The sequence below is a fragment of the Comamonas sp. NyZ500 genome, from assembly GCF_016772095.1.
GTDB classification, from domain to species: Bacteria; Pseudomonadota; Gammaproteobacteria; order Burkholderiales; family Burkholderiaceae_C; genus Comamonas; species Comamonas thiooxydans.
In genome coordinates this window covers 35,383-60,481 of the sequence record NZ_JAEIJE010000019.1, presented here as the reverse complement: position 1 = coordinate 60,481, position 25,099 = coordinate 35,383, and the positions used below count along the sequence as shown (strand labels likewise).

The window sequence follows — 25,099 nt, the reverse complement described above, 5'->3', positions numbered from 1 at the left end:
TTCACCGCACACAGAGGAACCCGACCATGACACCTGCCCGCAACACCTGCATGCGACGTGCCGCCTGCGCGCTTCTTGCAAGCGCACTTGCCGCCACCCTTGCCCTGTCCAGCCCCATCGCGCTCGCGCGCGAAGGCAACAGGACGAAGCCCATCAAACTGCTCGTCGGATTCTCGCCGGGCGGCGGCACCGATGTCGTGGCCCGCTATCTGGCCGACAAGCTCAGGGAAGAACTGCACCGGTCCGTGATCGTGGAGAACCGGCCAGGCGCAGGAGGCCAGGTGGCAGCGCAAGCACTCAAGGCCGCGCCCAAGGATGGAAGCACCCTTTTCTTCACCAATGACCACACCATCTCCATCATTCCCCTGGTGATGAAGCAGCCGGGCTTCAATACCTCCAGGGACTTCACGCCGGTGGCTGGCGTAGCCATCTATGTCTCCGCGCTCTTCACTGGCGCCGGCACGCCCGTCAAAAGCTATGCCGAGTACATTCGCTGGGTTCACGACAAGCAAGCAGGCAAAGGCAGCGTGGGCATCCCTGCGCCAGCTTCGCTGCCTGAATTCATGACCATCGCCATCGGCAGCAGGAACGCGCTGGACCTGACCCCAGTGCCCTACAAGGGCGCAGCCCCCATGCTCAGCGACATCATGGGCAACCAGATTCTGGCCGGCATCTCGTCGCTCAACGATGTGCTGGAATCGCAGAAGGCAGGCAAGATCAACGTTCTGGCGGTGTCCGGCAAAGAACGACACCCCGGCATGCCTGGCACCCCGACCTTTTCGGAACTCGGCGTCTCCGGCTTCGAGGAAAGCCCCTTCTATGCGGTCTACGCACCGCAAGGAACCTCGGCGGGCGACATAGCGGCATTCACCCAAGCCATGCAGAAGATTCTCGCCAGACCCGACGTGCAGGAGCGGCTGGCCAGCCTTGGCCTGATTCCGCAATACCTCGACGCCGAGCAGATGCGGCTGCGCGAGCAGGCCTACGCACAAACCTGGGGCCACCTCATCAAGGCCAGCGGATATCTGCCCCAATAGCCGCCCCTCATACCTCATCGCCTGGGCAGGAAGCTCCCATGGTCCCGGCCCAGACACCTAGCTCCGGCAAGGACACCTCCTTCCACAGGATCAGCTTCGTGCACCGGCTCGGCCACGGCCTTGCGGCTGCCCGAAAACGGCTTTAGTGCCACAACACCCGCCCCAAACACTGACGCCATATTGAAGTCGATTCAGGATGAAGGCTGAAACACAACCACCTATGTAGCGAACATTCGGGTCCTCGCGGCCATCATGGATTCACTTTCCGCCGAGGCGCGGATCGGCGTCTTGGTGCTGCTGCGAACATCGGCCCCATGCGCTCCTTCCTCGATATCACCGACGAGGACTTTCGCACCGTGGTCGATGTCAACCTGCTCGGTACCTTCATCTGCTGCGAGGAAGCCACACGGCGCATGAAGCCCAACGACCGTCTCACCGCTCGCAAGAAAGAAGCCCGCAGGACTTGCATCCTGCGGGCTTCTTAGCATGACCCTTGAAGGCCTTGATTTCTGGTACCTAGACGCTTAGATCTTGGCGGCCACTTCAGCGTACTCGGCGATTTCGTTGAAGTTCATATAGCGGTAGACGGAGGCCTTGTCGGCATCGATCACGCCCATTTCCTTCAGGTACTCTTCCTTGGAAGGCAGGTAGCCCAGACGCGAAGCGATGGCTGCCAGCTCGGCCGAGCCCAGATACACGTTGGTGTTCTTGCCCAGACGGTTGGGGAAGTTGCGGGTCGAGGTGGAGATCACGGTCGCACCTTCGCGCACCTGGGCCTGGTTACCCATGCACAGCGAGCAGCCGGGCATTTCGGTACGTGCACCGGCAGTGCCGAAGGCAGAGTAGTGACCTTCCTTGATCAGCTCGTCCTGGTCCATCTTGGTGGGAGGAGCCACCCACAGCTTGACGGGGATGTCGCGCTGGCCACCCAGCAGCTTGGCTGCGGCGCGGAAGTGACCGATGTTGGTCATGCAGGAACCGATGAAGGCTTCGTCGATCTTGGCACCGGCCACGTCAGACAGGGTCTTGGCATCATCAGGATCGTTCGGGCAGCAAACGATGGGTTCCTTGATGTCGGACATGTCGATTTCGATGACGTGAGCGTACTCAGCGTTCTTGTCGGCTTCCAGCAGGTCTGGCTTGGCCAGCCAAGCTTCGACCTTTTCGATACGGCGCTGCAGAGTCTTGGCGTCGGCGTAACCGTCAGCGATCATGTTCTTCATCAGAACGATGTTCGATGTCAGGTATTCCTTGATCGGCTCGGGGTTCAGCTTGATCGTGCAACCGGCGGCAGAGCGCTCGGCAGAAGCGTCGGACAGCTCAAACGCTTGTTCAACCTTCAGATCTGGCAGACCTTCGATTTCCAGGATGCGACCCGAGAACTCGTTGATCTTGCCGGCCTTGGCAACCGTCAGCAGACCTTGCTTGATGGCGTACAGAGGAATCGCATGCACCAGATCGCGCAGGGTCACGCCGGGCTGCATTTCGCCCTTGAAGCGCACCAGCACGGATTCGGGCATGTCCAGAGGCATCACGCCGGTAGCGGCGCCGAAGGCCACCAGACCGGAGCCTGCGGGGAAGGAGATGCCGATGGGGAAACGGGTGTGCGAGTCGCCACCGGTACCCACGGTGTCGGGCAGCAGCAGGCGGTTGAGCCAGCTGTGGATCACGCCGTCACCAGGACGCAGGGCCACGCCGCCGCGGTTGCTGATGAAGTTGGGCAGTTCGCGGTGAGTCTTCACGTCCACGGGCTTGGGGTAAGCCGCTGTGTGGCAGAAGGACTGCATCACCATATCGGCGGAGAAGCCCAGGCAGGCCAGATCCTTGAGTTCGTCGCGGGTCATGGGGCCGGTGGTGTCCTGCGAACCCACGGTGGTCATGCGAGGCTCGCAGTAGGTACCGGGGCGCACGCCCTGACCTTCGGGCAGACCGCAGGCGCGGCCGACCATCTTCTGGGCCAGTGTGAAGCCAGCCGTGGAAGCGGCAGGAGCCTGGGGCAGACGGAACTCGGTGGATGCGGGCAGACCCAGGGCTTCGCGAGCCTTGGCGGTCAGCGAACGGCCGATGATCAGGTTGATACGGCCACCGGCTTGCACTTCGTCCAGCAGCACGTCGGACTTGAGCTGGAAGTCAGCCACGGTTTCGCCGTTCTTGACGATCTTGCCGGCGTAGGGCAGCACGTCGATCACGTCGCCCATTTCCAGCTTGGAAACATCGACTTCAATGGGCAGGGCGCCGGAGTCTTCTTGCGTGTTGAAGAAGATGGGAGCGATCTTGCCGCCCAGCGTCACGCCACCAAAGCGCTTGTTGGGAACAAAGGGAATGTCCACGCCCGTGCCCCAGATGATGGAGTTGGTGGCGGACTTGCGCGAAGAACCGGTACCGACCACGTCACCCACGTAGGCAACCAGGTGGCCCTTCTTCTTCAGGTCTTCGATGAACTGCATGGGACCGCGCTTGCCGTCTTCTTCGGGCTTGAACGCCGCGTCGGGACGCGTGTTCTTGAGCATGGCCAGGTAGTGCAGAGGAATGTCGGGACGGCTCCAGGCATCGGGAGCGGGCGACAGGTCGTCGGTATTGGTCTCGCCGGGCACCTTGAAGACGGTGACGGTGATCTTTTCCTCGACCTTGGGACGCGAAGTGAACCACTCGGCATCGGCCCAGCTTTGCATCACTTCCTTGGCCTTGGCATTGCCGGCCTTGGCCTTGTCGGCCACGTCGTTGAAGAAGTCGAACATCAGCAATGTCTTCTTCAGCGCGTCGGCAGCCACGCCAGCCACTTCGGCATCGTCCAGCAGCTCGATCAGAGGGTGAACGTTGTAGCCACCCACCATGGTGCCCAGCAGCTCGGTGGCCTTGGCCTTGGAGATGAGACCCACCTTCAGGTCGCCGTGAGCCACGGCAGCCAGGAAGGAAGCCTTGACCTTGGCTGCATCATCCACACCGGGCGGCACGCGATGGGTCAGCAGATCCATCAGGAATGCGTCTTCACCGGCGGGTGGATTCTTGATCAGCTCGATCAGGTCTGCGACCTGCTTGGCATCCAGAGGCAGCGGGGGGATGCCCAGTGCGGCGCGTTCTGCCACATGGTCACGGTAGGCTTTCAACATGGGTTCTCTCCAATGGTTTTTTGAAAAAGGCTGCGCGTGGAGCGCGAATTACAGGACTGGCGCATGTGCGATACGCCAGTCCTCAGCCTCGCCAGACTTATTTGCTGTCCAGCAGGCTGGGAGGTGGGTTCTTGCGGATGGCTTCGGCCACTTGCTGCTGCTCGGGGCTCATGCACTCATCCGCCAGACGCTGGCCGGCCTTCTGGTTCATCAGCATGGACTTGTTGGCGATCTGCAGCCACACGGCGCCAGCTGCCTTGTCTTCCAGGCGCACGGTGCCGGTGGAAGTCTTGACGGGAGACATGTGGTACTTGAAGCCACGGCCGTCCACGATGAAGTAACCGGGGTTGGCTGCGTCGGCGTTCACGTTCACATAGGCGCCCAGCTCGCAGGCAATGCGGCCTTTGTGCACGCGCTCGGCCACGGCCAGCTCTTCCGTGCCCAGTGCGGCGGAAGCCGGGCCGGCGGCCACGACGGCGGCAGCACCCGCGCCACCTGCAGCTACGGCAGCGGCAGCCTTGCCCTTCTTGGAAGTAGTGGTGGCCTTCTTGGCGGCGGGAGCCTTCTTGGCGGCGGCCGCCTTGGCCTTGGGAGCGGTTTCTGCCACGGCAGAGTGGCTGATTGCGACCAGGGGAGCGGCAATCATCAAAGTGGCGATCAGGGTCTTCATAGGAATTAGCTCCTGCAGACTTGTTATGAGTTCAACGGATTGAGGCCGGGGCAAACCAGGGTTGAACTTCAACCGGCAAGACCTGCCCCGTCTGGTGAGCGCGCTCCAGCAACTGCCAAAAATAGCGGTAGCTCGCGCGGTCGTGTAGTACACCACCAAAACTGATGGGCGCCCAATTCTGCACCGCTGCAGAGGTAAGTATTTGTGCCGCCTGTAGAACTTCGTCCTCTGCTGGCGCAAATGCACGCAGAATCGGGCGAATCTGGTCAGGATGGATGCTCCACATGCGTGTGTAGCCAAGCTCACGCGAGGCTTTTTGCGCGCAAGCCTGCAAAGCTTCAGGATTCTTGAATTCCGTGACCACGCAGTGCGAGGGCACCTTGCCGTGGGCATGGCAGGCTGCCGCGATCTCGAGCTTGGCACGAACGACCAAGGGATGCTCGAACTGGCCCTGTGCCGTCATGGCGGAAGCCGGGATGGCGCCGCCATGGGCCGAGACAAAATCCATCAGCCCGAAGGAGATGCTTTGCACGGCCGGGTGCGCGGCAATGTCGAAGGCCTGCTGCACGGCAGCAGGAGACTCAATCAAGACATGTAGCGGCACACGCTTGTCTGTCGCACGCTGCAGGGCTGCTTCGGCCTTGATGACGTCATCCACCGACTCCACCTTGGGAATCATGATGTGGCAGAGCTTGTCTGCCGCGCCGCCGGCAATGATGTCCATGTCTGCCTGGAAATGAGCATGCTCCACCGCATGCACCCGGGCCGCCACGCGCGCGCCTTGAGCCGCTCCATTCGCCAGCTCGACCACCAGACGCGCGTGCTCGGCCTCCTGGCCGACAGGAGCGCCATCCTCGCAGTCCAGCGTCACGTCGAACACGCAGGTGCCGAACTCCTGCATCATCTCTGCCTGCAGCTGCAGGCTTTTGCGCATGCGCGCTTCCACGCCGCTGTAGTGATCGCAGACGGGCAGACGCTGAGCGCCACCCTGAGCATCGAGCAGCACGGTGGCGGGATGAACCAGTTCTTTCGTCATGACTTGCGCTGAGCCACCATGAAAAGTCGGGGAAAAGCCAGCAGACGCTTGCCGTCGGCTCGCTCCGGATACGCCGCATCGATGCGGCTTTGATACTCGGTCAGATACTCGGCTTGCAGCTCCCGGGGCAAACCTTCCACGAAAGGCTTGAGGCCCGTGCTGCTGAGCCACTGCACAATCGCTGCGGCCGAGTCCATGGGATGCTGATAGACGGTGTGCCACACATCGACGCTCGCAGCCTCATTGGCGGGAGCCGCCGGCTGAGGCGCTGCCAGCAGGTCGTAATACACCCCTATGGGCAAAATTTCGGTACGCACCTTGCTCGCGTCCCCGATATGCGCCGCAAACCGGGGCAGTTGGGCGACTTCGCGCATGTTTCGGTGCGAGGGTTCCTGACGGTTGTCAGGCATCTGCACGGCCAGCACGCCACCGGGCGCCAGCAAGGAAAACAGACGGGGAATCAGGCTCTCATGCTCGCCCACCCACTGGATGGAGGCATTCGCATAGATCAAATCAGGTGCTGGTTCACCTTCAGCAGGTGCCCAGGAGGCAATATCACCGGCCTCGAACCTGGCCTGCGGCAACTGCCTACGCGCAGTCTCCAGCATGGCTTCGGAATTGTCGACACCGACCACATCGGCGCCGGGAAAACGCTCCACCAGAAGTTCGGTGGAGTTGCCCGGCCCGCAGCCCAGATCCACGATGCGGAGGCTGCGAGCGGGTGAATGCAAGCTGGAAGGTACTCTTGCCAGCAGTTCTGCCGCAGGGCGCGTGCGCTCATTGGCAAAGCGCAGATACAGCGCGGGGTTCCAGTCTTGCATAGGTTTTGCGCTGATTACAGCAGGTGCTTGACGCCGTCTTGCTCGCCTTGCAGCTCAGCCAGAGTCTTGTTGATGCACTCTTGCGAGAAGGCATCGATTTCCAGACCTTCGACGATCTTGTATTCGCCGTCAGCCGTGGTGGTCACGGGGAAACCGAACACGATACCGGCGGGGATGCCGTACTCGCCGTTGGAAGGCACGCCCATGGTGACCCATTCGCCGTTGGAGCCCAGGGCCCAGTCACGCATGTGATCGATGGCAGCGTTGGCAGCGGAAGCAGCCGACGACAGACCGCGAGCAGCGATGATGGCGGCGCCGCGCTTGCCCACGGTGGGCAGGAACACGTTGGCATTCCATTCCTGGTCGTTGATGGCTTCCTTCACGGACTTGCCGTCCACGGTGGCGAAGCGGTAGTCGGCGTACATGGTGGGCGAGTGGTTGCCCCACACGGTCAGCTTCTTGATGTCGCCGACCTTGAAGCCGCCCTTGGCAGCCAGCTGGGAAGCAGCGCGGTTGTGGTCCAGGCGCAGCATGGCGGTGAAGTTCTTCGCGGGCAGATCGGGAGCCGACTTCATGGCGATGTAGGCGTTGGTGTTGGCGGGGTTGCCGACCACCAGAACCTTGACATTGCGCGAAGCCACGGCATTCAGAGCCTTGCCCTGGGCGGTGAAGATCTGGGCGTTGGCAGCTAGCAGGTCAGCACGTTCCATGCCGGGGCCACGAGGACGGGCGCCCACCAGCAGAGCGTAGTCGGTGTCCTTGAAGGCGGTCATGGGGTCGGCGTGGGCTTCGATGCCGGCCAGCAGGGGGAAGGCGCAGTCTTCCAGCTCCATGATCACGCCCTTCAGAGCGTTTTGAGCCTTTTCGTCGGGGATTTCCAGCAGTTGCAGAATAACGGGCTGATCTTTACCCAGCATTTCGCCGGAGGCGATGCGGAACAACAGGGCGTAACCGATTTGGCCAGCTGCGCCGGTAACGGCGACACGGACGGGCTTCTTGCTCATGGTGAAACTCCAAGATTGGAAAAAAGTGAGATGTTATGGGCGCCAGGTTGCACCAGCGTAACCACCAGTAGCGCAAGCTCCGCAAACATGCGGCAAGTGTACTGCCGAAATCAAAGCCCGGTCAATTTGTCTTATGTCTTATATAAGATATGATCTTCACTTAGCGACCAGAGTCAAATCGACTGTTTTTTGTGCATCGCATCGCGGAGGCGATACCTTCAAAACCAACTATGCCCAGCCCCCACAACACAGCCCCGGACAACAACGCCAGCCATAGCGGTGGTGCCGGCGTCTCCACCCCAGCCTTCAGCCCTCTGTACCAGCAGATCAAGGGCCTGATCCTGCAAAGTCTGGAAGCTGGCGAATGGCGCCCCGGAGAACTGATCCCCAGTGAAATGGAGCTGGCAGCCCGCTTCAAGGTCAGCCAGGGCACGGTGCGCAAGGCAATCGATGAGCTGGCTGCCGAAAACCTGGTCATGCGCCGCCAGGGCAAAGGCACGTTTGTGGCCACTCACGCTGCCCAGCAGGTGCAGTACCGCTTTCTGAATCTGCGCCCCGATGCTGGCGACCTGCAGGGCGAAGGCCGCGCAGAGCGCCACATCCTCGAGTGCCGCCGCCTGCGCGCGCCTGCCGAAGTGGCCCGCGCCCTGGCCCTGCGCACCGGCGACGCCGTGATGCATGTGCGCCGCACCCTGTCCTTTGCCGCAATCCCGACTATTTTGGAGGACATCTGGCTGCCTGGCAACGCCTTCAAGGGGCTGACTGCCGAACAGATGTCCAACTACCAGGGCCCGACTTACGCCATGTTCGAACTCGACTATGGCGTGCGCATGGTGCGGGCAGACGAGAAAATTCGCGCCGTTCTGCCGGATGCCGAGCAAGCCCAGTTGCTGAACATTCCCAGCACCACGCCGCTGCTCAGCGTGGAGCGAACTGCTTACACATACAACGATGTTCCCATGGAGTTACGACGCGGCCTGTACCGCACCGACACCCATCATTACCGCAATGCATTGAACTGAATCCCCCCGTAAAAGCGTTGATTGCAACAGAGCCCAATCATCTGCTATGCAAATTCGGCTAACGGATTCTGCTGCATTGCAATAGAATTTTGTGTCGCTTCGCACTAGCGATTACAACGCAGTTACATCCACGAAAGTACCCTGCCATGACAGAGCAAAAAGCAAAACAGCGGCCAGAGTTCCGCAATATCAACTTCTTCTCGGACCTACCGACCTATCGCCTGCCCCTGGCAGGCATTGTGTCCATTCTGCACCGCGTCAGCGGCCTGCTGATGGCGATCCTGCTGCCGTTCATCATCTGGATGTTCGACAACTCGATCTCGTCGGAAATTTCGTTTGATTCCTTCACGTCGGTATTCGCAGGTCCCTTTGGCTGGTTTGCCAAGCTCGTCTGCCTGGCACTGATCTGGGCCTATCTGCACCACTTCTGCGCAGGTGTCCGCCATCTGGTGATGGACGTGAACCACCACGCCGTGAACAAGCAGACCGGCAAGTCCACCGCCGCCGTCGTTCTGTGCATCAGCGTTGCCCTGACCGTGGTGCTTGGCGCCAAGCTGTTCGGCCTGTACTGATCAGCGCCCAGTCAATAACACCTCACGATAAGGAAACAACCATGTCCGTGAATTACGGCTCCAAGCGCACCGTTGTCGGTGCGCACTATGGCACCCGCGACTTTCTGGCTCAACGCTCTACCGCCGTCCTGATGGCGCTGTACACCGTTGTGCTGCTGGTGCGCTTTCTGACGGTCGGCGGCCCCGTGGGCTACGAGCAGTGGGCCGGCATTTTTGCTCCCCAGTGGATGAAGTTTCTGACCCTGGCCCTCTTCGTGGCTCTGGGCTGGCATGCCTGGATCGGCGTGCGTGACATCTGGATGGACTACGTCAAGCCCGTGGGCCTGCGCCTTGCACTGCAAGTGGTCACCATTGTCTGGCTGGTCGGCTGCATCGGCTGGGGCATCCAGGTTCTGTGGCGTCTCTGATTGAGACACAGTCTCCACGATTGAAGGTTAAGAATGAGCTACTCCAAAGCAAATATCACCAAGCGCAAGTTTGACGTCGTGATCGTCGGTGCCGGCGGCTCCGGCCTGCGCGCTGCGCTGGAACTGTCGCGCGCCGGTCTGTCCGTCGCCTCGCTGTCCAAGGTTTTCCCCACTCGCTCGCACACTGTGGCCGCTCAGGGCGGCGTGTCCGCTTCGCTGGGCAATATGAGCGAAGACAACTGGCACTATCACTTCTACGACACCATCAAGGGCTCCGACTGGCTGGGCGACCAGGACGCCATCGAGTTCATGTGCCGTGAAGCGCCGAACGTGGTGATCGAGCTCGAGCACTTCGGCATGCCTTTCGACCGCAATGCCGACGGCACCATCTACCAGCGCCCCTTCGGCGGCCACACCGCCAACTACGGCGAAAAGCCCGTGCAACGCGCCTGCGCTGCCGCTGACCGCACCGGTCACGCCATGCTGCACACGCTGTACCAGCAGAACGTCAAGTCCAAGACCAACTTCTTCGTGGAGTGGATGGCGCTGGACCTGATCCGCAACACCCAGGGCGATGTGGTCGGCGTGACCGCACTGGAACTGGAAACCGGCGATCTGTACGAGCTGCACGCCAAGGCCGTGCTGCTGGCCACCGGCGGTGCCGGTCGCATCTTCCAGGCTTCGACCAATGCCTTCATCAACACCGGTGACGGCCTGGGCATGGCTGCCCGCGCCGGCATTCCTCTGCAGGACATGGAGTTCTGGCAGTTCCACCCCACCGGCGTGGCCGGTGCCGGCGTGCTGCTGACCGAAGGCTGCCGCGGCGAAGGCGCTATTCTCTTGAATAGCGAAGGCGAGCGCTTCATGGAGCGCTACGCTCCCACGCTGAAGGATCTGGCACCGCGTGACTTCGTGTCGCGTTCGATGGACCAGGAAATCAAGGAAGGTCGCGGCTGCGGTCCCAACAAGGACTACATCCTGATGAAGCTGGACCACCTGGGTGCAGAAACCATCCGCAAGCGTCTGCCTTCCGTGGAAGAAATCGGCCACAACTTCGCCAACGTGGACATCACCAAGGAACCCATTCCCGTGGTTCCCACCATCCACTACCAGATGGGCGGCATCCCGACCAACATCAACGGTCAGGTCGTGGTCTGGGACGGTCAGCAGAACAATGTGGTCAACGGCCTCTACGCCGTGGGCGAATGCTCGTGCGTGTCCGTGCACGGTGCCAACCGCCTGGGCACCAACTCGCTGCTGGACCTGCTGGTCTTCGGCAAGTCTGCCGGCAAGCACATCGTGGAATTCGTCAACGGCTTCGGCGCTCACCACGAAGTGCCTGCCGACGGCGCTGACCGCACCCTGGCCCGCCTCAACCAGCTGCAAGACTCCAAGGACGGCACTTACGCCCAGGACGTCGCCGGCGAGATCCGTCAATCCATGCAGACTCATGCTGGCGTGTTCCGCACGCAAAAGAGCATGGACGAAGGCGTGGAAAAGATCAACGCGATCCGCGAGAAGGTCGGCTCCGTGACCCTGAAGGACAAGTCCATGGTGTGGAACACCGCTCGCATGGAAGCCCTGGAAGTGGACAACCTGATCGAAGTGGCACAAGCCACCATGACCTCGGCCGCAGCCCGCAAGGAATGCCGTGGCGCACACACCGTGTACGACTACGAGCACCCTGCCGACCACGCCGAATTCCCCCTGGGCCGCAACGACAAGGAATGGCTCAAGCACACACTGTGGGACAGCGCGACCAACAGCCTGACCTACAAGCCTGTGAACCTCAAGCCCCTGACCGTTGCCAGCGTTCCTCCCAAGGTCCGCACGTTCTAATTCAGCAGCCCACGAGAGAAGATCAAGATGAAGCGCACATTCAAAATCTACCGCTACGATCCGGATAAAGACGCCAAGCCCTACATGCAAACAGTGCAAGTGGAGCTGGACGGTCACGAGCGCATGCTGCTGGACGCCCTGGTCAAACTCAAGGCCATGGACCCCTCCATTGCCTTCCGTCGCTCCTGCCGTGAAGGCGTGTGCGGCTCCGACGCCATGAACATCAACGGCAAGAACGGTCTGGCCTGCCTGACGAACATGAACACCCTCAAGGGCGACATCGTTCTCAAGCCCCTGCCCGGCCTGCCCGTCATCCGCGATCTGATCGTGGACATGACCCAGTTCTTCAAGCAGTACCACTCGATCAAGCCCTACCTGCAAAGCGATGTCTACGCATCGCCCAGCAAGGAGCGCCTGCAGTCGCCCGAAGAGCGCGAAGAGCTCAACGGCCTGTACGAGTGCATTCTGTGCGCCAGCTGCTCCACCAGCTGCCCCTCGTTCTGGTGGAACCCCGACAAGTTCGTGGGCCCGGCCGGTCTGCTGCAGGCTTACCGCTTCATCGCGGACAGCCGCGACACAGCCACGGGCGAGCGCCTTGACAATCTGGAAGATCCTTACCGCCTCTTCCGCTGCCACACCATCATGAACTGCGTGGACGTGTGCCCCAAGCACCTGAACCCCACAGCAGCCATTGGCAAGATCAAGGAGCTGATGGTTCGTCGAACCGTCTGATGCTGATGACGAATACTCTGCTCGACGAACGTGAGCGCGACCTGCTGAGGTGGCGCAGCCGCCGTGGTCTGGTTGAGAACGATCTGTTCATCGAGCAGTTCTTCGCCACCTACGGAAGCCAGCTCACGCGGAGACACGCGACTGGCCTGTCTGCCTTGATGGATCTGGCAGACAACGACCTGATGGATCTTTTCTTGCGTCGCAAGGAACCTGAAGGACAACTCGATACCCAAGAAGTCAGGGAAGTGCTGGAGATGGTGCGCAAGCGCCAGCCCGGTAACTGTCCCCAGTAGGCTAGGCAAACTAGAGAAGGAAGTTTGGAAATGAAACTCGCTGACAACAAAGCAACGCTGTCTTTCAGCAATGGCGCTCCCAGTGTGGAAATGCCGGTGTACCAGGGCAATATCGGCCCGGATGTGATCGACATCCGCAAGCTCTATGCCCAGACTGGCATGTTCACGTATGACCCGGGCTTCCTCTCTACTGCCGCCTGCCAATCCGCCATCACCTACATCGATGGCGACAAGGGCGAGCTGCTGTACCGCGGCTACCCCATCGAACAACTGGCCAAGAACTGCAACTTCCTGGAAACCTGCTACCTGCTGCTGTACGGGGAACTGCCCAACGAGAAGGAAAAGGCCAACTTCGAAGAGCTGGTGACCAAGCACACCATGGTCAACGAGCAGATGCAGTTCTTCCTGCGCGGCTTCCGTCGTGACGCTCACCCCATGGCCGTGCTGACCGGTCTGGTGGGCGGCATGTCGGCCTTCTACCACGACAGCACCGACATCACCAACCCAGAGCACCGCAACATCGCTGCGATCCGCCTGATCGCCAAGATGCCTACGCTGGTCGCCATGGCATACAAGTACGGTATGGGCCAGCCCTACATGTACCCCAAGAACGACCTGTCGTATGCCGGCAACTTCATGCGCATGATGTTCGGCAACCCTTGCGAAGAGTACAAGGTCAACCCCGTGGTTGAGCGCGCTCTGGACCGCATCTTCATCCTGCACGCCGACCACGAGCAAAATGCCTCGACCTCCACCGTGCGTCTGTGCGGCTCTTCGGGCACCAACCCCTTCGCGGCCATCTCCGCTGGCGTGGCCTGTCTGTGGGGCCCTGCCCACGGCGGCGCCAACGAAGCCTGCCTGAACATGCTGGAAGGCATCCAGGCCAATGGCGGCATCGAAAAGGTCGGCGAGTTCATGGAACAGGTCAAGGACAAGACCAGCGGCGTGAAGCTGATGGGCTTTGGCCACCGCGTCTACAAGAACTACGACCCCCGCGCCAAGCTGATGCAGGAAACCTGCAACGAAATCCTGGCCGAACTGGGTCTGGAAAACGATCCCCTGTTCGCCCTGGCCAAGAAGCTGGAAAAGATTGCCCTGGAAGACGACTACTTCGTCCAGCGCAAGCTCTACCCCAACGTGGACTTCTACTCCGGCATCGTGCAGCGCGCCATCGGCATCCCCGTCAACCTGTTCACCGGCATCTTCGCTCTGGCCCGTACCGTGGGCTGGATCGCTCAGCTCAACGAACAAATGGCCGACCCCGAGTACAAGATCGGCCGTCCCCGCCAGTTGTTCACCGGCTCCGTGTCGCGCGACGTCAAGCCTATCGCTCAGCGTTGATCGGCACACCCAGGCCCGGATTTCCGGGTCTCAGGGTGGCAAAAAGCCCGCAGACTGCAAAGTCCGCGGGCTTTTTTACGTGCCCCCGATCTCAGCTTTCGTAAAACCATAGCTGGCTACGCAAGACACAGGTCGATTTCAAGTGTGAATCATCTCAGTATCCATTGATACAAAGCGCTAGCCGCTATAGAAATTTATGAGTCAGTCCACATCAGAAATGCGGAGCGAACCCGGAATCGGCTCTTCTATACTGGTCTTCATGCACGCAAAACGACAACGCAATCTGGAGCTGGCCCATGCCGTGCTCGACTGGAACCAGCGCCACCTGAACCGTCACACCACGCTGAGCCGCGAGCAGGTGGCCGAATGCTTTGCCGAGCAATTCGTGGTCGAGCCCAACGGCCGCCACTATGCAGCGGACCTCGAGAGCTATCGCGAGTTTCTCGCAGGCATGAAGCAGGACATGGAAGGCATTCGCTACGACATCCGGCACACCACGGCCGACGAAGACTCCGTGGTCTTTTCCATGGATGTCTGCATCACCAAGGCCGATGGCAGCGCCCAGCACTTTGTCGCCATGCTGCTCATGCGTTTTGACGAACACGAAAAAGTCAGCCTGTGGCGCGAGGTCTATCTGCCACGCCCCCAGGCTGGCGCGCAATAAGACCGCACCGCAGACCACTCCCGTCAGGGCACGAGCAAAATCGGCTGCTGGGCGCCATGCGCCTCCAGTTGCCGGTGGGCCAGCGCGGCATCGGCCAGCGCAAACTCCTGCGGCTCGCCCATACGGAAATGCTTTTTGCGCAGCGCCTCGAACAGGCGCGCGGCCATGGCATCGCGCTCTCTGGGCTTTTTGACGAAGTGAAACACCATGGGCCGGCACACGCTGTTCGACTTCGCGGCCAAACGCGCAATCTCCAGCGGCGGCACCGGACCGGAAGACTGCCCGTACATCACCAGCTGGCCGCCGATGCCCAGACTGGCCAGCGAGGCATCGAAACTGTCCTTGCCCACGCCGTCATAAGTCACATCCACGCCTTCGCCGCCGGTCAACTGCTGCACACGCACAGCCACATCCTGAGCGCCCGCACCGCGATAGCGGATCACCTCCACGCAGCCGGCCTGGTCGGCCTTTTTTGCCGTGGCATCGCTGCCCGCCGTGCCGATCACCATGGCCCCCAGTTGCGTTGCCCACTGGCTCAGAATCTGCCCCATGCCGCCACCGGCAGCCTGGACCAGGATCCGCGATCCCTGGCCTACCCTGGCCACCCGATGCAGCAGCACATCGGCCGTCAGCCCGCGCAGCAGGCTGGATGCGACCAGTGCGTCGCTGAGGTCATCGGGCACGGCAATCAGCTCGTCGCCCGCAATCACGCGCTCGACGGCGTAGATGGAATAGGCGGCAGAGACATAGCAGACCCGGTCGCCGGGTCTGAAGCGAGTCACGCCCTCTCCCACTTCGGCCACCACTCCCACGGCTTCGATGCCGGGCGTGCCCGGCAGCGCCAGCGTCTTGTAAAGCCCGGAGCGCACATAGATATCGTGAAAGTTCACGCCAATGCGCGTGTGTCGCACGCGCACCTGTCCAGCCGTCAGCGGCAGCGAAGCGACCGAGGCGATCTGCAGAACCTCGGGGCCTCCGTATTCCGTCATGACAATGGCTTGATGCGTGATCTGACTCATGGCTGATGCTCCTTGCGGGTTGTAATCCTGCGAATGTAGCCTGCGCCGCGCTTGTCCCTGCGCCTCGCTGCGACGCGGCAATTCCCGCACAATGCGCCTCCTGCACACCGCTATTGATTCTTCTATGTCTTTTGCCCCCCTAGGCCTGCGCGCCGAGCTTCTGGATGCCACACTCGATCTGGGTCTGCGCGACGCGACGCCGATTCAGACCGAGGCCATCCCCGCCGTGCTGGCCGGACGCGATCTCTGGGCCTGCGCGCCCACGGGCTCGGGCAAGACCATGGCCTATCTGCTGCCCCTGCTGCAGGCCTGGCTGGCGCAAAAGCGCAGCCACACCGGCTTTGTGCGGCCTCTGGCCACCCTGATTCTGGTGCCCACGCGCGAGCTGGCCCTCCAGGTTCACGAAAGCCTGAGCGACATCACGCGCCAGTTGCGTGAGCAACCACGCAGCCGCGTGGTCTATGGCGGTGTCTCCATCAACCCGCAGATGATGCAGCTGCGTGGCAGCGCCGACTTTCTGGTCGCCACGCCGGGCCGCCTGCTGGATCTGGTGGAGCACAATGCCGTGCGCCTGAACGCGGTGCAGCATCTGGTTCTGGACGAGGCGGATCGCCTGCTGGACCAGGGCTTTGCCGAAGAACTCAACCGCGTGCTGGCCCTGCTGCCCGGCAAACGGCAGACCCTGCTGTTTTCGGCCACCTTCCCGCAGAACGTGGAGGCGCTGGCCACCCGCCTGCTGCACGACCCCGTTCGGGTGCAGGTCGATGCCGACCAGGCCGCCGAGCATTCGGCCAGCCCCGAGAACATCAGCCAGCGCGCCATTGCCGTGGACGGGCCCCGCCGCACCCAGTTGCTGCGCCATCTCGTCAAGCAAGGCGAGAACCAGCCCGAATGGGAACGAGCCCTGGTCTTTGTCGCCAAGCGCCACACCGCCGAAATGCTGGCCGACAAGCTCTACAAGGCGGGCATCTACGCCACCACCTTCCACGGCGATATGAGCCAGGGTGCGCGCAAGGACGTGCTCGACCAGTTCAAGGCCAAGCGCTGGCAACTACTCATCACCACCGACCTGGCCGCGCGCGGCATCGATATCGCACAGCTGCCCACGGTCATCAACTACGACCTGCCCCGCTCGCCCGCCGACTATATTCATAGAATTGGCCGCACGGGCCGTGCAGGGCATGCCGGTTGCGCCATCACTTTTGTAAGCCCCGCCGACACCGCACACTGGAAACTGATCTGCAAGCGCAATCAGCTGGAAATCGATCTGGAGCAAATCCAGGGCTTCGAGCCTACCGAAGCCGTACCGCCACCGCCGGTCGCGCAGGACGGCAACGGCGGCATCAAGGGCCGCAGACCCAGCAAGAAGGACAAGCTGCGCGCTGCTGCTGCGGCCGCAAAGCAGCAGCCAGCCGATTAAGCTGCCGCGCAAGGCCGAGAACTCCCTCGCCTCAGCTCATCAAAAAGGCCGCCTCTGCGGCCTTTTGTGCGTCTGACAGAGACCGCCTTCAACCTGGCCGGACGCAGCCGCTCCCTCTTCCTGCCGATTCTTTGACAGAGAAATCTCCAAATCCTCATAAGTCCAATTGAAGTTCAATCACTGATAGATAAGAACTATTCTTACATCAGCCACATCGATAGTCATAGACATTAGGAAACATGGTTTACATGATTTTTTTAAATAGAAATCGGTAAGCCAGGTCCCTTGGCAGCACTGCGAACGCGAGCCAAGGATGTCACTGACCTGTCTGCATGCGCCTGTGAAGCGATGCGGGGGGAACGGCAATGAAATCGTTGAAAGCACTGGCAGGGTTGACCATCGTCATTGCCTGCTCCGCAGTCCAGGCCGACGAAGCCGATCAGTCTGTCGAGACCACTCAGCCCGTCGAGGTCAATCAGTCTGCCCAGGTCAGCCAGGCAGCGGGCGCATGGCATATCAATCTGCACACGGTCAGCCACCATTTCAGCGAACGGAAACATGGCAAAACATGGAACGAGGAAAACCTGGGCCTGGGCATCAGACGAGAGTTTTCCAGCAATTTCTCCGTGCAGGCCGGCTTCTATCGCAACAGCATCGACCGCTGGAGTACCTACGCCATAGGCGAGTACACGCCGCTGACTTTTGGCAATCTGCACTCTGGCGTTTATGCCGGTTTGCGCACCAACTACACAAGCCCCGTCATGGCGGCCGCCGGAGCCCTGGTGCGCTGGCAGGGTGAGCGCTACAGCGTTACGGTCCGCGCTGCACCCAAGACCTGCGGCCAATGCTCGGCTTTCATTGCGCTCGAGTTCGGCTGGAAACTGTGATCAATTTGTAAAACGGGTACGGAACCGCAGTGCGCACATTGCCAATCAGCATCATCAGCACCAGGGAGCGCGCTAAAGTGCCAGCTCACTGTGCTTTTTGATGCCCCATGCACGCAGACTCGAATTCCGCCCTCATCACCCGCCAGCTCGAAAAAAGCCGCCAGGCGCTGCTGGACCTCTCCACACGCAACCGGCTGCTGAGCCTGCCTCAGGCCGCCACGGCACGCGTGCTGCATTTTGCAGATGAACGCACGGACGAGGTCTATCGCCTGCTGGCGGGCGAAAGCAAAGCCATGAGCTTTGCGCCGGCAAAGGCCGAGGAGGAACAAGCGGCCGCAGACCCTGCAGAGGCCCAGGAGACACAGACCACCCTCGCCCTGCCCCAGCCCGAAGAAAGCGTCGACGAGCAGCTCGATGCGCGCGGTGTGGCCCAGCGCCATCGTGACCTGAAATTGCAGACGCGCCTATCCAGCGAGAAGCTGCAGCGCCGGCTGCTGGACATGTATTCCGATGCCCGCACCTTTATCGAGGAACAGGGCGTCAACATCTTGTTTCTGGCGCTGGGTCAGCTGCAATGGTTCGACCGCAATGCCCCCGACAAGCCGCGTTTTGCACCGCTGATTCTGCTGCCCGTGGCACTGGAGCGCAAAAGCGCGGCCGAGCGCTTCACCCTGTCCTGGTTGCAGGAAGATGCGGCGGAGAACCTGTCGCTGGCGGCCAAGCTCAAGGCCGACTTTGGCCTCGAGCTGCCCGAATTCAATGCCGGCGACGACTTCGACCCCCGCGCCTATCTGGCCGCGGTCGCCGCCATGGCTGCGGCCCAGCCCGGCTGGCAAGTGTTGCCCGACGCCATGACGCTGGGCTTCTTCAGCTTTGCCAAGTTCCTGATGTACCGCGATCTGGACACTGCGACCTGGCCGCCGGAAAAGCGGCTCGACCAGCAGGCGCTGATTGCCGCCGCGCTGCAGGACGGCTTCGAGGCACGCGAACATCTGTTCCCCGAAGACGCCGATGTGGACCAACTGATCCCCGTGGACAGCCAGCGCCATGTGGTCGATGCGGACAGCTCGCAGTCACTGGCCATCGAAGCCGTGCGCCGCGGCGAGAACCTGGTCATTCAAGGCCCGCCGGGCACGGGCAAGTCCCAGACCATCACCAACGTGATTGCAGCGGCGATTGCCGACGGCAAGAAAGTGCTGTTCATCTCAGAGAAGATGGCCGCACTGGAGGTGGTCAACCGCCGCCTCAAATCCGTGGGCCTTGGGCCTGCCTGTCTGGAACTGCACAGCCACCATGCCAACAAGCGCAAGGTGCTGGAGGAACTCAAGGCCACGCGCGATCTGGGCAAACCGCGTGTGGAGCACCGCGAGCAAATCATCCATGAGCTGAGCAACGTGCAGCAGCAGCTCAACGCGCACAGCCGGACCATGCATCAGGCGCTGGCGCCCTGCACACTCACGCCCTATCAGATCCTGGGCCAGCTGGCGCGTCTGGATGCAGTGCAGATCGCGCATCTGCCCGATCTGCTGCAAGGCACACAGAACTGGTCACCCGAGGACTTTCATTCACGCCAGCAGATTGTCGAAGCACTGCGCCAGGCGGTGTCCAAGGTGAGCCCGGTGGCCGGGCACCCGTGGCGCGGCGTATGCCATCCGGCGCTGCTCAAGCTGGATGCGCAACGCTTCGCCCAGCAACTGCCGACGCTGCAAGCAATGCTGGCCCGGTTGCAGCAGGATGCTGAGCTGCTGGCGCAATCCCTGAACGCGCCGGCGGCACAGACTCTGCAGACTCTGCATGAGCAGATCACTCTGGCGCAGCAGCTCGCCAGTGCCCCGTCCATAGACCGGCAGGCCGTCGCCAGCAGCATCTGGGATCAGGGCCTGGGCCAGCTGCACAAGCTGGTGGAATGCGGCGCACGGTTCAGCCTGAAGGCACAGAACCTGGGCAGCAGCTTTGCCGAATCCGCCTGGACGGCGGACTGGAGTGCCCCACGCCAGAGCATCGCAGCATATGGCGACTCGCTGTTTCGCATTTTCAACAGCGGCTACCGCGCGGCGATTGCCAACCTCAAGGGCCAGCTGAAAACGACATTGCCGAGCTCACGGGCAGAGCGTCTGAACCTGCTCGACAGCCTGATCGAAGCCCAGCAACTGCGCCAGAACCTGGGCCAGCAGCAGACCCTGGGGGCAGATGCCTTTGGCAACTTGTGGCTGGGCGAGCAAAGCGACTGGGCGCAACTGCAGGCCGTGCTGGGCTGGATGGCCGGCCCCGACGGACAGGGCCGCAGTGCCGCCTTTCGCCAGCTCTATGCCCAGTTGCCATCGCCCGCACATTGCGCGGACCTGGCCGCCCGGGCCAGTGCCTCGCTGCAGGCATTCGAGGATGCTGCGCAAAGCTTGCTGGACGGCTACCGGCTCGAGACGCAGGAAGCCTTTGGCGCCGCCGATCTGGCCCGCATCCCGCTGGCCGACTTTGGCGAGCGCCTTGCACAATGGGTCGCCGAGCCCAACGCCTTGCTGGACTGGACCTCGTACCACGCCACCCGTGAGCAGGCGCGTGCAGCCGGCATGGCCGTCCTGGTGCAGCAGCTCGAGAATGAATCCATTGCACAAGGAGCCCTGCCCGCCATCTTCGAGCGCGCTTATTACGAAGCGCTGCTGCGTCAGGCCACCCAGGCTCACCCCGAGCTGGTCGCCTTCAACGGCGATCAGCACAGCCAGAAAGTGCGCCAGTTCCGGGCGCTGGATCTGGAGCGCATCGAACTCGCGCGCGCCCAGTCTGCACTCTCGCATTACGAGCAGGTGCCACGCAGCGCATCCGGCATGGGCCCGCTTGGCGTGCTCAATGGCGAGATTGCGCGCAAGCGCGGCCATATGCCGCTGCGCAAGCTGTTCAAGCTCGCAGGCGAAGCCGTCCAGGCCATCAAGCCCGTGTTCATGATGAGCCCGCTGTCCGTGGCCCAGTTTCTGGAACCTGGTGCGGTCGAGTTCGATCTGCTGGTGATTGACGAAGCCAGCCAGATCGAGCCCGTGGATGCGCTGGGCGCCATCGCCCGCTGCAAGCAGCTGGTGGTGGTGGGCGACGACCGCCAGCTGCCGCCCACGCGTTTTTTCTCGCGCATGACCAGCGAGCAGGACGAGTTCGACGACGAGGACGAAGACCAGCTCATCGCCGGAGCCGCCGATGTGGAGAGCATTCTGAGCCTGTGCCTGGCCAAGGGCATGCCCCAGCTCATGCTGCGCTGGCATTACCGCAGCCGCCACCAGTCGCTGATTGCGGTGTCCAACCAGCAGTTCTACAACAGCAGCCTTTACGTCGTGCCCAGCCCCTACACGGCCCGCTCGGGCATGGGACTGCGCTTTCACCATCTGCCCGAAGGCCGCTTTGACAGCGGCGCCAGCCGCATCAACCGCATCGAGGTCCAGACCATTGCACGCGCCATCATGCAGCACGCACAGCAGTCGCCGCAGCTCAGCCTGGGCGTGGCCGCTTTCTCGCTGCAGCAAAAAGTCGCCATCCAGGACGAGCTGGAACTGCTGCGTCGCCAGCAGCCCGAGGCAGAGTCCTTTTTTGTCGCCCATCCCAACGAACCCTTCTTCATCAAGAACCTGGAAAACGTGCAGGGCGACGAGCGCGATGTGATCTTCATCTCGGTGGCCTATGCGCGCAACGCGCAGGGCTATCTGCCCATGCGCTTCGGCCCGGTGAGCGCCGATGGCGGCGAGCGCCGCCTGAACGTGCTGATCTCGCGCGCCAAGCAACGCTGCGAGGTGTTTTCGTCCATCACCGCCGACGATATCGATCTGGAACGCGGCAAGGGCAAGGGCGTGGCTGCGCTCAAGGTATTCCTGCAATACGCGGCCACCGGTCAGTTGGCCCTGGCCGGCATCAGCGGACGCGATCTGGAGTCGCCGCTCGAAGAAGATGTGTACGAAGCGCTGACGGCCCAGGGTCTGCAGGTGCAGACGCAGATCGGCATTGCGGGCTTCTTCATCGATCTGGCCGTGGTCGATCCAGAACAGCCGGGGCGCTATCTGCTCGGCATCGAGTGCGACGGCATGAGCTATCACCACAGCCGCTCTGCGCGCGACCGCGACCGCCTGCGCCAGTCCGTGCTGGAGAGCCAGGGCTGGACGCTGCTGCGCATCTGGGGATGCGACTGGTTCCGCCAGCCGCGTGCCCAGACCGAGCGCGTCCTGGCCGCCGTCGAAGCTGCCAGGCAGCGCAAACAGGCCGAACCAGTTCAGCCGGTAATGGCCACCCATCAGTCACAGACAGCCACAGAAGTCATGGAACGCGCAGCACGGTCCGATGCCGGAAGCGCCGAGACGGAATCGGCCGCCGGCCCTGACGACAGCCTCTACCAGGAAGCCCGCTTTGCCGTTCCCTCCGGAGAACTGCACAGCCAATCCACCACAAAGCTGGCCCAGCTGATGCACCAGGCAGTGGAGCTGGAAGGACCGATTCATTTCGACGAACTGGTCACCCGCATGCGTACGCTTTGGGGCCTGCAACGCGCCGGCAGCCGCGTGCGCGATGCGCTGGAGCAGGCACGCCAATCGCTGCTGGCCGATGAGGCACTGGCCGCAGAGGGAGAGTTTCTCGACCTGCCGGGACGAGCGGTTCGGGTACGCAATCGCGCAGAGGTAGGCTCGGCCAATCTGCGCCGCATCGATTGCCTGCCGCCAGCCGAGATCCGTGCAGCGATTGCTCTGGCCCTCAGGAGCAGCCTGGGCGGCCAGCGCGAGGAACTACCCGCTGCTGTGGCCCGGCTGCTGGGCCTGAGCGCTGTCACCGCGCCGGTACGCGAGCTGGTGCTGACGCAGCTCGACGCGCTGCATGGCAGCGGCGCCGTGGCATTCAACGGAACGTTGTATCGACTGCCGACCTGAGTCCTGAGTCAGTGGTCGTTGCTGACCTTGCGGTCCTCGCTCTTGGCCTCCTCCATGGCCTCGGGCTCCAGCTCCTCCGCCGAACGATTCAGGTGCACAAACACCCCCCAGCCGACCATGAGCATGCCAACGGCAATGACCAAGGCGGCGGAATACAGCAGCTTCTCGGGCTGCTCCTGGGCCTTGAAGGTGGCAACCAATCCCTCGACGGCCAGGGCGACCACCAGCACCACCATAAAGCGTGAGAGAAAGCGACGCACTCTTGTCGGGCCGCTGATATGGGCGTCGCGCACCACCTCTTCTTCAATCACGGTCTGGGAAATCTGCAGAGCCACCACGCCTGAGGCCAGAATGCCCAGCGCCTCCACCACATGCAGCGTGGCCTCCGGCTCCAGACCGGCAGCAATCACGGCCCAGGCCTTGGTGACCGCCATCCAGATCAGGCACAACGCCGCCAGGCCGAACAGCAGGGCAATCAGCGAATGGGTCAGGGTGTAGAGCCAGTGAACAAACTTCATGAGCAACTCCAGGACCGTGTTGACGATCCATCGCCGCCCATGCTTGCAGACTTGATCTGGCCGCTTCGTAGGACAGTCAAGAAAACTGCTGACTCAATGCAAAGAGCGCCCTGTTTGCCCTGAGCACTCCCCAAATCTGCCTACCATTGGCATATGCCTCGCCAGAACACCAGCCCCGCAGAGTTTCCGCCCGCCATTCTTTTGCAGATAACGCAGCTGGCCCAGCACATCGTGGCCCTGCGCAAGAGTCGGGGCGAAACACAGACGCAGTGGGCAGAGCGGCTGGGTATTTCCCAGCCCACCATGGCACGCATAGAGCGCGGCGACCCGGCCGTGGCCATGGCGACCTATGTGTCCTGCCTGTGGCAGCTCAATCCCGAGCTGGACCTGACCCGGTTGCTCGCACCCAAGGCTCCAGCACTGGCACCCGCATCCCGCTCGGATGCCCCCTGCCTAGACAGGAAAAGAACTGCGGCGCCAAAGAGGGCCAAGTCCGCTGCCGAACCTGCCGTCGAGACCGCGAACCACGATGAGCAACAGGCGCAGATCGAGCGCAACTTTGCTGCCGCCAAGGCCGCTCTGGATTTCTTCAAGAGCCCTCTGTTCTGATCGGCTGGCCAAAACCGGCTGCTTCCGACAGGATGCCGCAAGCCCATCAGTCTCCGAACCGCTCCCGGTAAGCTACAGGTGTGATACCCAGCTTGCGCACGAACAGATGTCGCAGCGCCTGCTCCGAGCCCAACCCGACCTTGGCAGCAACGGTCTTGAGGGGCACAGAGCCCAGATTCTCCAACAGCTGCTTGGCCCGCTCCAGGCGAGCGTTTTCCACAAAGCTGCTGGGACTGCAGCCGGTCTCCTGCTGAAAGACGCGGCGAAAATTGCGCTCGCTCATCGCCGCCTTGCCCGCCAGCAGCGCCAGCGGCATGGGCTGGTCCAGGTGCTCCAGCACCCACTGCTGGGCGGCCTGCACTGCGCTGTGCTGCGTGGCCTGTGCGGCCAGGGATACGCTGAACTGCGACTGGCCGCCGGGGCGTTTGAGATACATGACCAGGTCGCGCGCTACCTGCAGTGCCAGCGCATGGCCGAAATCATGCTCCACCACCGCCAGTGCCAGATCAATGCCGGCAGTGACACCGGCCGAAGTCCAGAGCTGACGCATGCCGTCGCTGTCCTTGATTTCGTCGCACACATAGATCGCATCGGCATCCACCTGCACCCGCGGATAACGCTGGGCAAGCGCCCCGGCCACACTCCAGTGCGTGGCCGCGCGGCGATCATTGAGCAAACCGGCTGCTGCCAGAAAAAAACTGCCGCTGCACAGCGCGATCATGCGCCCGACCCCGGGAGCCACTCGCGCCACCCAGTCCACCAGCTCGGGCGAAGCCGCCAGCACTTGCTCGATATGGCGCGCGCCCACCAGCAGCACCGTGCACCCCGTGCCCTCGGCCTCGACCTGCGCCAGGGTATGGCTGGCCTGCAAGCCCATCAAGGTGTCCGAGGGCACCAGACCGGCCTGTGACGCCACCACCCGCACCATGTATCCGTCAGGCAGGCCTTTGTGTCGCAGATGCACATTGGCATAGTCAAACACGGACATGGGGCCTATGGCCTCCAGCGCCTTGAAGCCGGGGTAGACAACCAGATCGACGCGGTGGGCGCCAGCGTGATGGTGTTCCATACAAAAATCAGAGCAATTCGAGCATATACAACCAGCGCTGCAGGCACTTGCAGCGCACAAGCCTCGACTATACGCAAGCCCTCTCGGCAGCTAGTGCTGGCAGTCGCATCCACTGCTAAAGTCCGGGGCTTCTGCCC

The 25,099-nt window shown here is 62.1% G+C and carries 22 protein-coding genes; 14 read left to right on the top strand and 8 right to left on the bottom strand.

The features are described from left to right. Positions 1-26: 26 nt before the first annotated feature. Both JAO85_RS21495 and JAO85_RS21490 read left to right on the top strand, forming a co-directional pair. Positions 27-1,037, top strand: coding sequence for a Bug family tripartite tricarboxylate transporter substrate binding protein (locus tag JAO85_RS21495; RefSeq protein ID WP_012839251.1), 1,011 nt, complete (start codon positions 27-29; stop codon positions 1,035-1,037). A gap of 314 nt (positions 1,038-1,351) precedes the next feature. Further along, positions 1,352-1,522, top strand: a complete 171-nt coding sequence (locus JAO85_RS21490) for a hypothetical protein (RefSeq protein WP_202788992.1) — start codon at positions 1,352-1,354, stop codon at positions 1,520-1,522. Positions 1,523-1,561: 39 nt separating this feature from the next. Here JAO85_RS21490 and acnB read toward each other — a convergent pair whose 3' ends face one another. From acnB to JAO85_RS21465, 5 genes are all read right to left on the bottom strand, one after another. Further along, positions 1,562-4,147 (bottom strand): bifunctional aconitate hydratase 2/2-methylisocitrate dehydratase, encoded by a 2,586-nt coding sequence (gene acnB, locus JAO85_RS21485; RefSeq protein ID WP_003063559.1) that lies wholly within the window; start codon positions 4,145-4,147, stop codon positions 1,562-1,564. A gap of 97 nt (positions 4,148-4,244) precedes the next feature. Further along, positions 4,245-4,817 (bottom strand): hypothetical protein, encoded by a 573-nt coding sequence (locus JAO85_RS21480; protein WP_003063562.1) that lies wholly within the window; start codon positions 4,815-4,817, stop codon positions 4,245-4,247. Between the two features lie 31 nt (positions 4,818-4,848). Next, entirely contained in the window at positions 4,849-5,853 is a 1,005-nt protein-coding gene (locus tag JAO85_RS21475) for a CoA ester lyase (protein WP_034356844.1), read from the bottom strand. Beyond that, entirely contained in the window at positions 5,850-6,674 is an 825-nt protein-coding gene (gene tam, locus JAO85_RS21470; protein ID WP_202788991.1) for a trans-aconitate 2-methyltransferase, read from the bottom strand. Before tam ends, JAO85_RS21475 begins: the two co-directional genes overlap by 4 nt. 14 nt (positions 6,675-6,688) lie before the next feature. Further along, on the bottom strand, positions 6,689-7,678 hold the full coding sequence (locus tag JAO85_RS21465; protein ID WP_003063568.1) for a malate dehydrogenase: 990 nt from the start codon (positions 7,676-7,678) through the stop codon (positions 6,689-6,691). 230 nt (positions 7,679-7,908) lie between these two features. Here JAO85_RS21465 and JAO85_RS21460 point away from each other — a divergent pair, with 230 nt between their 5' ends. From JAO85_RS21460 to JAO85_RS21425, 8 genes are all read left to right on the top strand, one after another. After that, complete coding sequence (locus JAO85_RS21460; protein WP_012839254.1) at positions 7,909-8,700, top strand: GntR family transcriptional regulator; 792 nt, start codon at positions 7,909-7,911, stop codon at positions 8,698-8,700. A 146-nt stretch (positions 8,701-8,846) separates the two neighbouring features. Beyond that, complete coding sequence (sdhC, locus tag JAO85_RS21455; RefSeq protein WP_003063573.1) at positions 8,847-9,272, top strand: succinate dehydrogenase, cytochrome b556 subunit; 426 nt, start codon at positions 8,847-8,849, stop codon at positions 9,270-9,272. A 41-nt stretch (positions 9,273-9,313) separates the two neighbouring features. After that, entirely contained in the window at positions 9,314-9,679 is a 366-nt protein-coding gene (gene sdhD / locus JAO85_RS21450; protein WP_003063575.1) for a succinate dehydrogenase, hydrophobic membrane anchor protein, read from the top strand. A 33-nt stretch (positions 9,680-9,712) separates the two neighbouring features. After that, positions 9,713-11,518 carry a succinate dehydrogenase flavoprotein subunit gene (gene sdhA / locus JAO85_RS21445; protein ID WP_012839256.1) on the top strand — a complete coding sequence of 602 codons (1,806 nt, stop codon included), beginning with the start codon at positions 9,713-9,715 and terminating at the stop codon, positions 11,516-11,518. Between the two features lie 27 nt (positions 11,519-11,545). After that, entirely contained in the window at positions 11,546-12,250 is a 705-nt protein-coding gene (locus tag JAO85_RS21440; RefSeq protein WP_003053210.1) for a succinate dehydrogenase iron-sulfur subunit, read from the top strand. Next, on the top strand, positions 12,250-12,543 hold the full coding sequence (locus JAO85_RS21435) for a succinate dehydrogenase assembly factor 2 (RefSeq protein WP_003053208.1): 294 nt from the start codon (positions 12,250-12,252) through the stop codon (positions 12,541-12,543). The genes JAO85_RS21440 and JAO85_RS21435 overlap by 1 nt, the downstream gene beginning before the upstream one ends. Before the next feature lie 30 nt (positions 12,544-12,573). Continuing rightward, a complete protein-coding gene (locus tag JAO85_RS21430) occupies positions 12,574-13,884 on the top strand; it encodes a citrate synthase (protein WP_003063579.1) in 1,311 nt (436 codons plus the stop codon). Between the two features lie 259 nt (positions 13,885-14,143). Continuing rightward, on the top strand, positions 14,144-14,548 hold the full coding sequence (locus JAO85_RS21425; RefSeq protein ID WP_237734945.1) for a nuclear transport factor 2 family protein: 405 nt from the start codon (positions 14,144-14,146) through the stop codon (positions 14,546-14,548). A 23-nt stretch (positions 14,549-14,571) separates the two neighbouring features. Here the strand turns inward: JAO85_RS21425 and JAO85_RS21420 are convergent, their stop codons facing one another. Further along, positions 14,572-15,567, bottom strand: a complete 996-nt coding sequence (locus JAO85_RS21420) for a quinone oxidoreductase (protein WP_202788989.1) — start codon at positions 15,565-15,567, stop codon at positions 14,572-14,574. 124 nt (positions 15,568-15,691) lie between these two features. Here JAO85_RS21420 and JAO85_RS21415 point away from each other — a divergent pair, with 124 nt between their 5' ends. From JAO85_RS21415 to JAO85_RS21405, 3 genes are all read left to right on the top strand, one after another. Then, the gene (locus tag JAO85_RS21415) at positions 15,692-16,987 is read left to right on the top strand and encodes a DEAD/DEAH box helicase (protein WP_012839259.1); all 1,296 of its coding nucleotides are present in this window, start codon (positions 15,692-15,694) and stop codon (positions 16,985-16,987) included. Positions 16,988-17,352: 365 nt separating this feature from the next. Next, the gene (locus JAO85_RS21410) at positions 17,353-17,874 is read left to right on the top strand and encodes a hypothetical protein (protein WP_054074659.1); all 522 of its coding nucleotides are present in this window, start codon (positions 17,353-17,355) and stop codon (positions 17,872-17,874) included. A gap of 107 nt (positions 17,875-17,981) precedes the next feature. Continuing rightward, positions 17,982-22,766 (top strand): DUF3320 domain-containing protein, encoded by a 4,785-nt coding sequence (locus tag JAO85_RS21405; RefSeq protein ID WP_202788988.1) that lies wholly within the window; start codon positions 17,982-17,984, stop codon positions 22,764-22,766. 8 nt (positions 22,767-22,774) lie between these two features. On the opposite strand, the gene JAO85_RS21400 is transcribed toward JAO85_RS21405, so the two are convergent. Continuing rightward, positions 22,775-23,284, bottom strand: a complete 510-nt coding sequence (locus tag JAO85_RS21400) for a hypothetical protein (RefSeq protein ID WP_003063591.1) — start codon at positions 23,282-23,284, stop codon at positions 22,775-22,777. Between the two features lie 153 nt (positions 23,285-23,437). On the opposite strand from JAO85_RS21400, the gene JAO85_RS21395 reads away from it, so the two are divergent. Then, entirely contained in the window at positions 23,438-23,893 is a 456-nt protein-coding gene (locus JAO85_RS21395; RefSeq protein WP_012839262.1) for a helix-turn-helix domain-containing protein, read from the top strand. A 46-nt stretch (positions 23,894-23,939) separates the two neighbouring features. Here JAO85_RS21395 and JAO85_RS21390 read toward each other — a convergent pair whose 3' ends face one another. Beyond that, positions 23,940-24,962 (bottom strand): GlxA family transcriptional regulator, encoded by a 1,023-nt coding sequence (locus JAO85_RS21390; protein WP_202788987.1) that lies wholly within the window; start codon positions 24,960-24,962, stop codon positions 23,940-23,942. Between the last annotated feature and the right edge of the window lie 137 nt (positions 24,963-25,099).

What these genes read in the sequence shown, in the direction of transcription:
- JAO85_RS21430 (WP_003063579.1), top strand. Translation starts at nt 12,574, where the DNA reads ATGAAACTCGCTGACAACAAAGCAACGCTGTCTTTCAGCAATGGCGCT.
- JAO85_RS21420 (WP_202788989.1), bottom strand. Translation starts at nt 15,567, where the DNA reads ATGAGTCAGATCACGCATCAAGCCATTGTCATGACGGAATACGGAGGC.
- JAO85_RS21465 (WP_003063568.1), bottom strand. Translation starts at nt 7,678, where the DNA reads ATGAGCAAGAAGCCCGTCCGTGTCGCCGTTACCGGCGCAGCTGGCCAA.
- sdhD (WP_003063575.1), top strand. Translation starts at nt 9,314, where the DNA reads ATGTCCGTGAATTACGGCTCCAAGCGCACCGTTGTCGGTGCGCACTAT.
- JAO85_RS21390 (WP_202788987.1), bottom strand. Translation starts at nt 24,962, where the DNA reads ATGGAACACCATCACGCTGGCGCCCACCGCGTCGATCTGGTTGTCTAC.
- sdhC (WP_003063573.1), top strand. Translation starts at nt 8,847, where the DNA reads ATGACAGAGCAAAAAGCAAAACAGCGGCCAGAGTTCCGCAATATCAAC.
- JAO85_RS21410 (WP_054074659.1), top strand. Translation starts at nt 17,353, where the DNA reads ATGAAATCGTTGAAAGCACTGGCAGGGTTGACCATCGTCATTGCCTGC.
- acnB (WP_003063559.1), bottom strand. Translation starts at nt 4,147, where the DNA reads ATGTTGAAAGCCTACCGTGACCATGTGGCAGAACGCGCCGCACTGGGC.
- sdhA (WP_012839256.1), top strand. Translation starts at nt 9,713, where the DNA reads ATGAGCTACTCCAAAGCAAATATCACCAAGCGCAAGTTTGACGTCGTG.
- JAO85_RS21400 (WP_003063591.1), bottom strand. Translation starts at nt 23,284, where the DNA reads ATGAAGTTTGTTCACTGGCTCTACACCCTGACCCATTCGCTGATTGCC.
- JAO85_RS21435 (WP_003053208.1), top strand. Translation starts at nt 12,250, where the DNA reads ATGCTGATGACGAATACTCTGCTCGACGAACGTGAGCGCGACCTGCTG.
- JAO85_RS21425 (WP_237734945.1), top strand. Translation starts at nt 14,144, where the DNA reads ATGCACGCAAAACGACAACGCAATCTGGAGCTGGCCCATGCCGTGCTC.
- JAO85_RS21405 (WP_202788988.1), top strand. Translation starts at nt 17,982, where the DNA reads ATGCACGCAGACTCGAATTCCGCCCTCATCACCCGCCAGCTCGAAAAA.
- JAO85_RS21475 (WP_034356844.1), bottom strand. Translation starts at nt 5,853, where the DNA reads ATGACGAAAGAACTGGTTCATCCCGCCACCGTGCTGCTCGATGCTCAG.
- JAO85_RS21415 (WP_012839259.1), top strand. Translation starts at nt 15,692, where the DNA reads ATGTCTTTTGCCCCCCTAGGCCTGCGCGCCGAGCTTCTGGATGCCACA.
- JAO85_RS21395 (WP_012839262.1), top strand. Translation starts at nt 23,438, where the DNA reads ATGCCTCGCCAGAACACCAGCCCCGCAGAGTTTCCGCCCGCCATTCTT.
- JAO85_RS21490 (WP_202788992.1), top strand. Translation starts at nt 1,352, where the DNA reads ATGCGCTCCTTCCTCGATATCACCGACGAGGACTTTCGCACCGTGGTC.
- JAO85_RS21495 (WP_012839251.1), top strand. Translation starts at nt 27, where the DNA reads ATGACACCTGCCCGCAACACCTGCATGCGACGTGCCGCCTGCGCGCTT.
- tam (WP_202788991.1), bottom strand. Translation starts at nt 6,674, where the DNA reads ATGCAAGACTGGAACCCCGCGCTGTATCTGCGCTTTGCCAATGAGCGC.
- JAO85_RS21460 (WP_012839254.1), top strand. Translation starts at nt 7,909, where the DNA reads ATGCCCAGCCCCCACAACACAGCCCCGGACAACAACGCCAGCCATAGC.
- JAO85_RS21440 (WP_003053210.1), top strand. Translation starts at nt 11,546, where the DNA reads ATGAAGCGCACATTCAAAATCTACCGCTACGATCCGGATAAAGACGCC.
- JAO85_RS21480 (WP_003063562.1), bottom strand. Translation starts at nt 4,817, where the DNA reads ATGAAGACCCTGATCGCCACTTTGATGATTGCCGCTCCCCTGGTCGCA.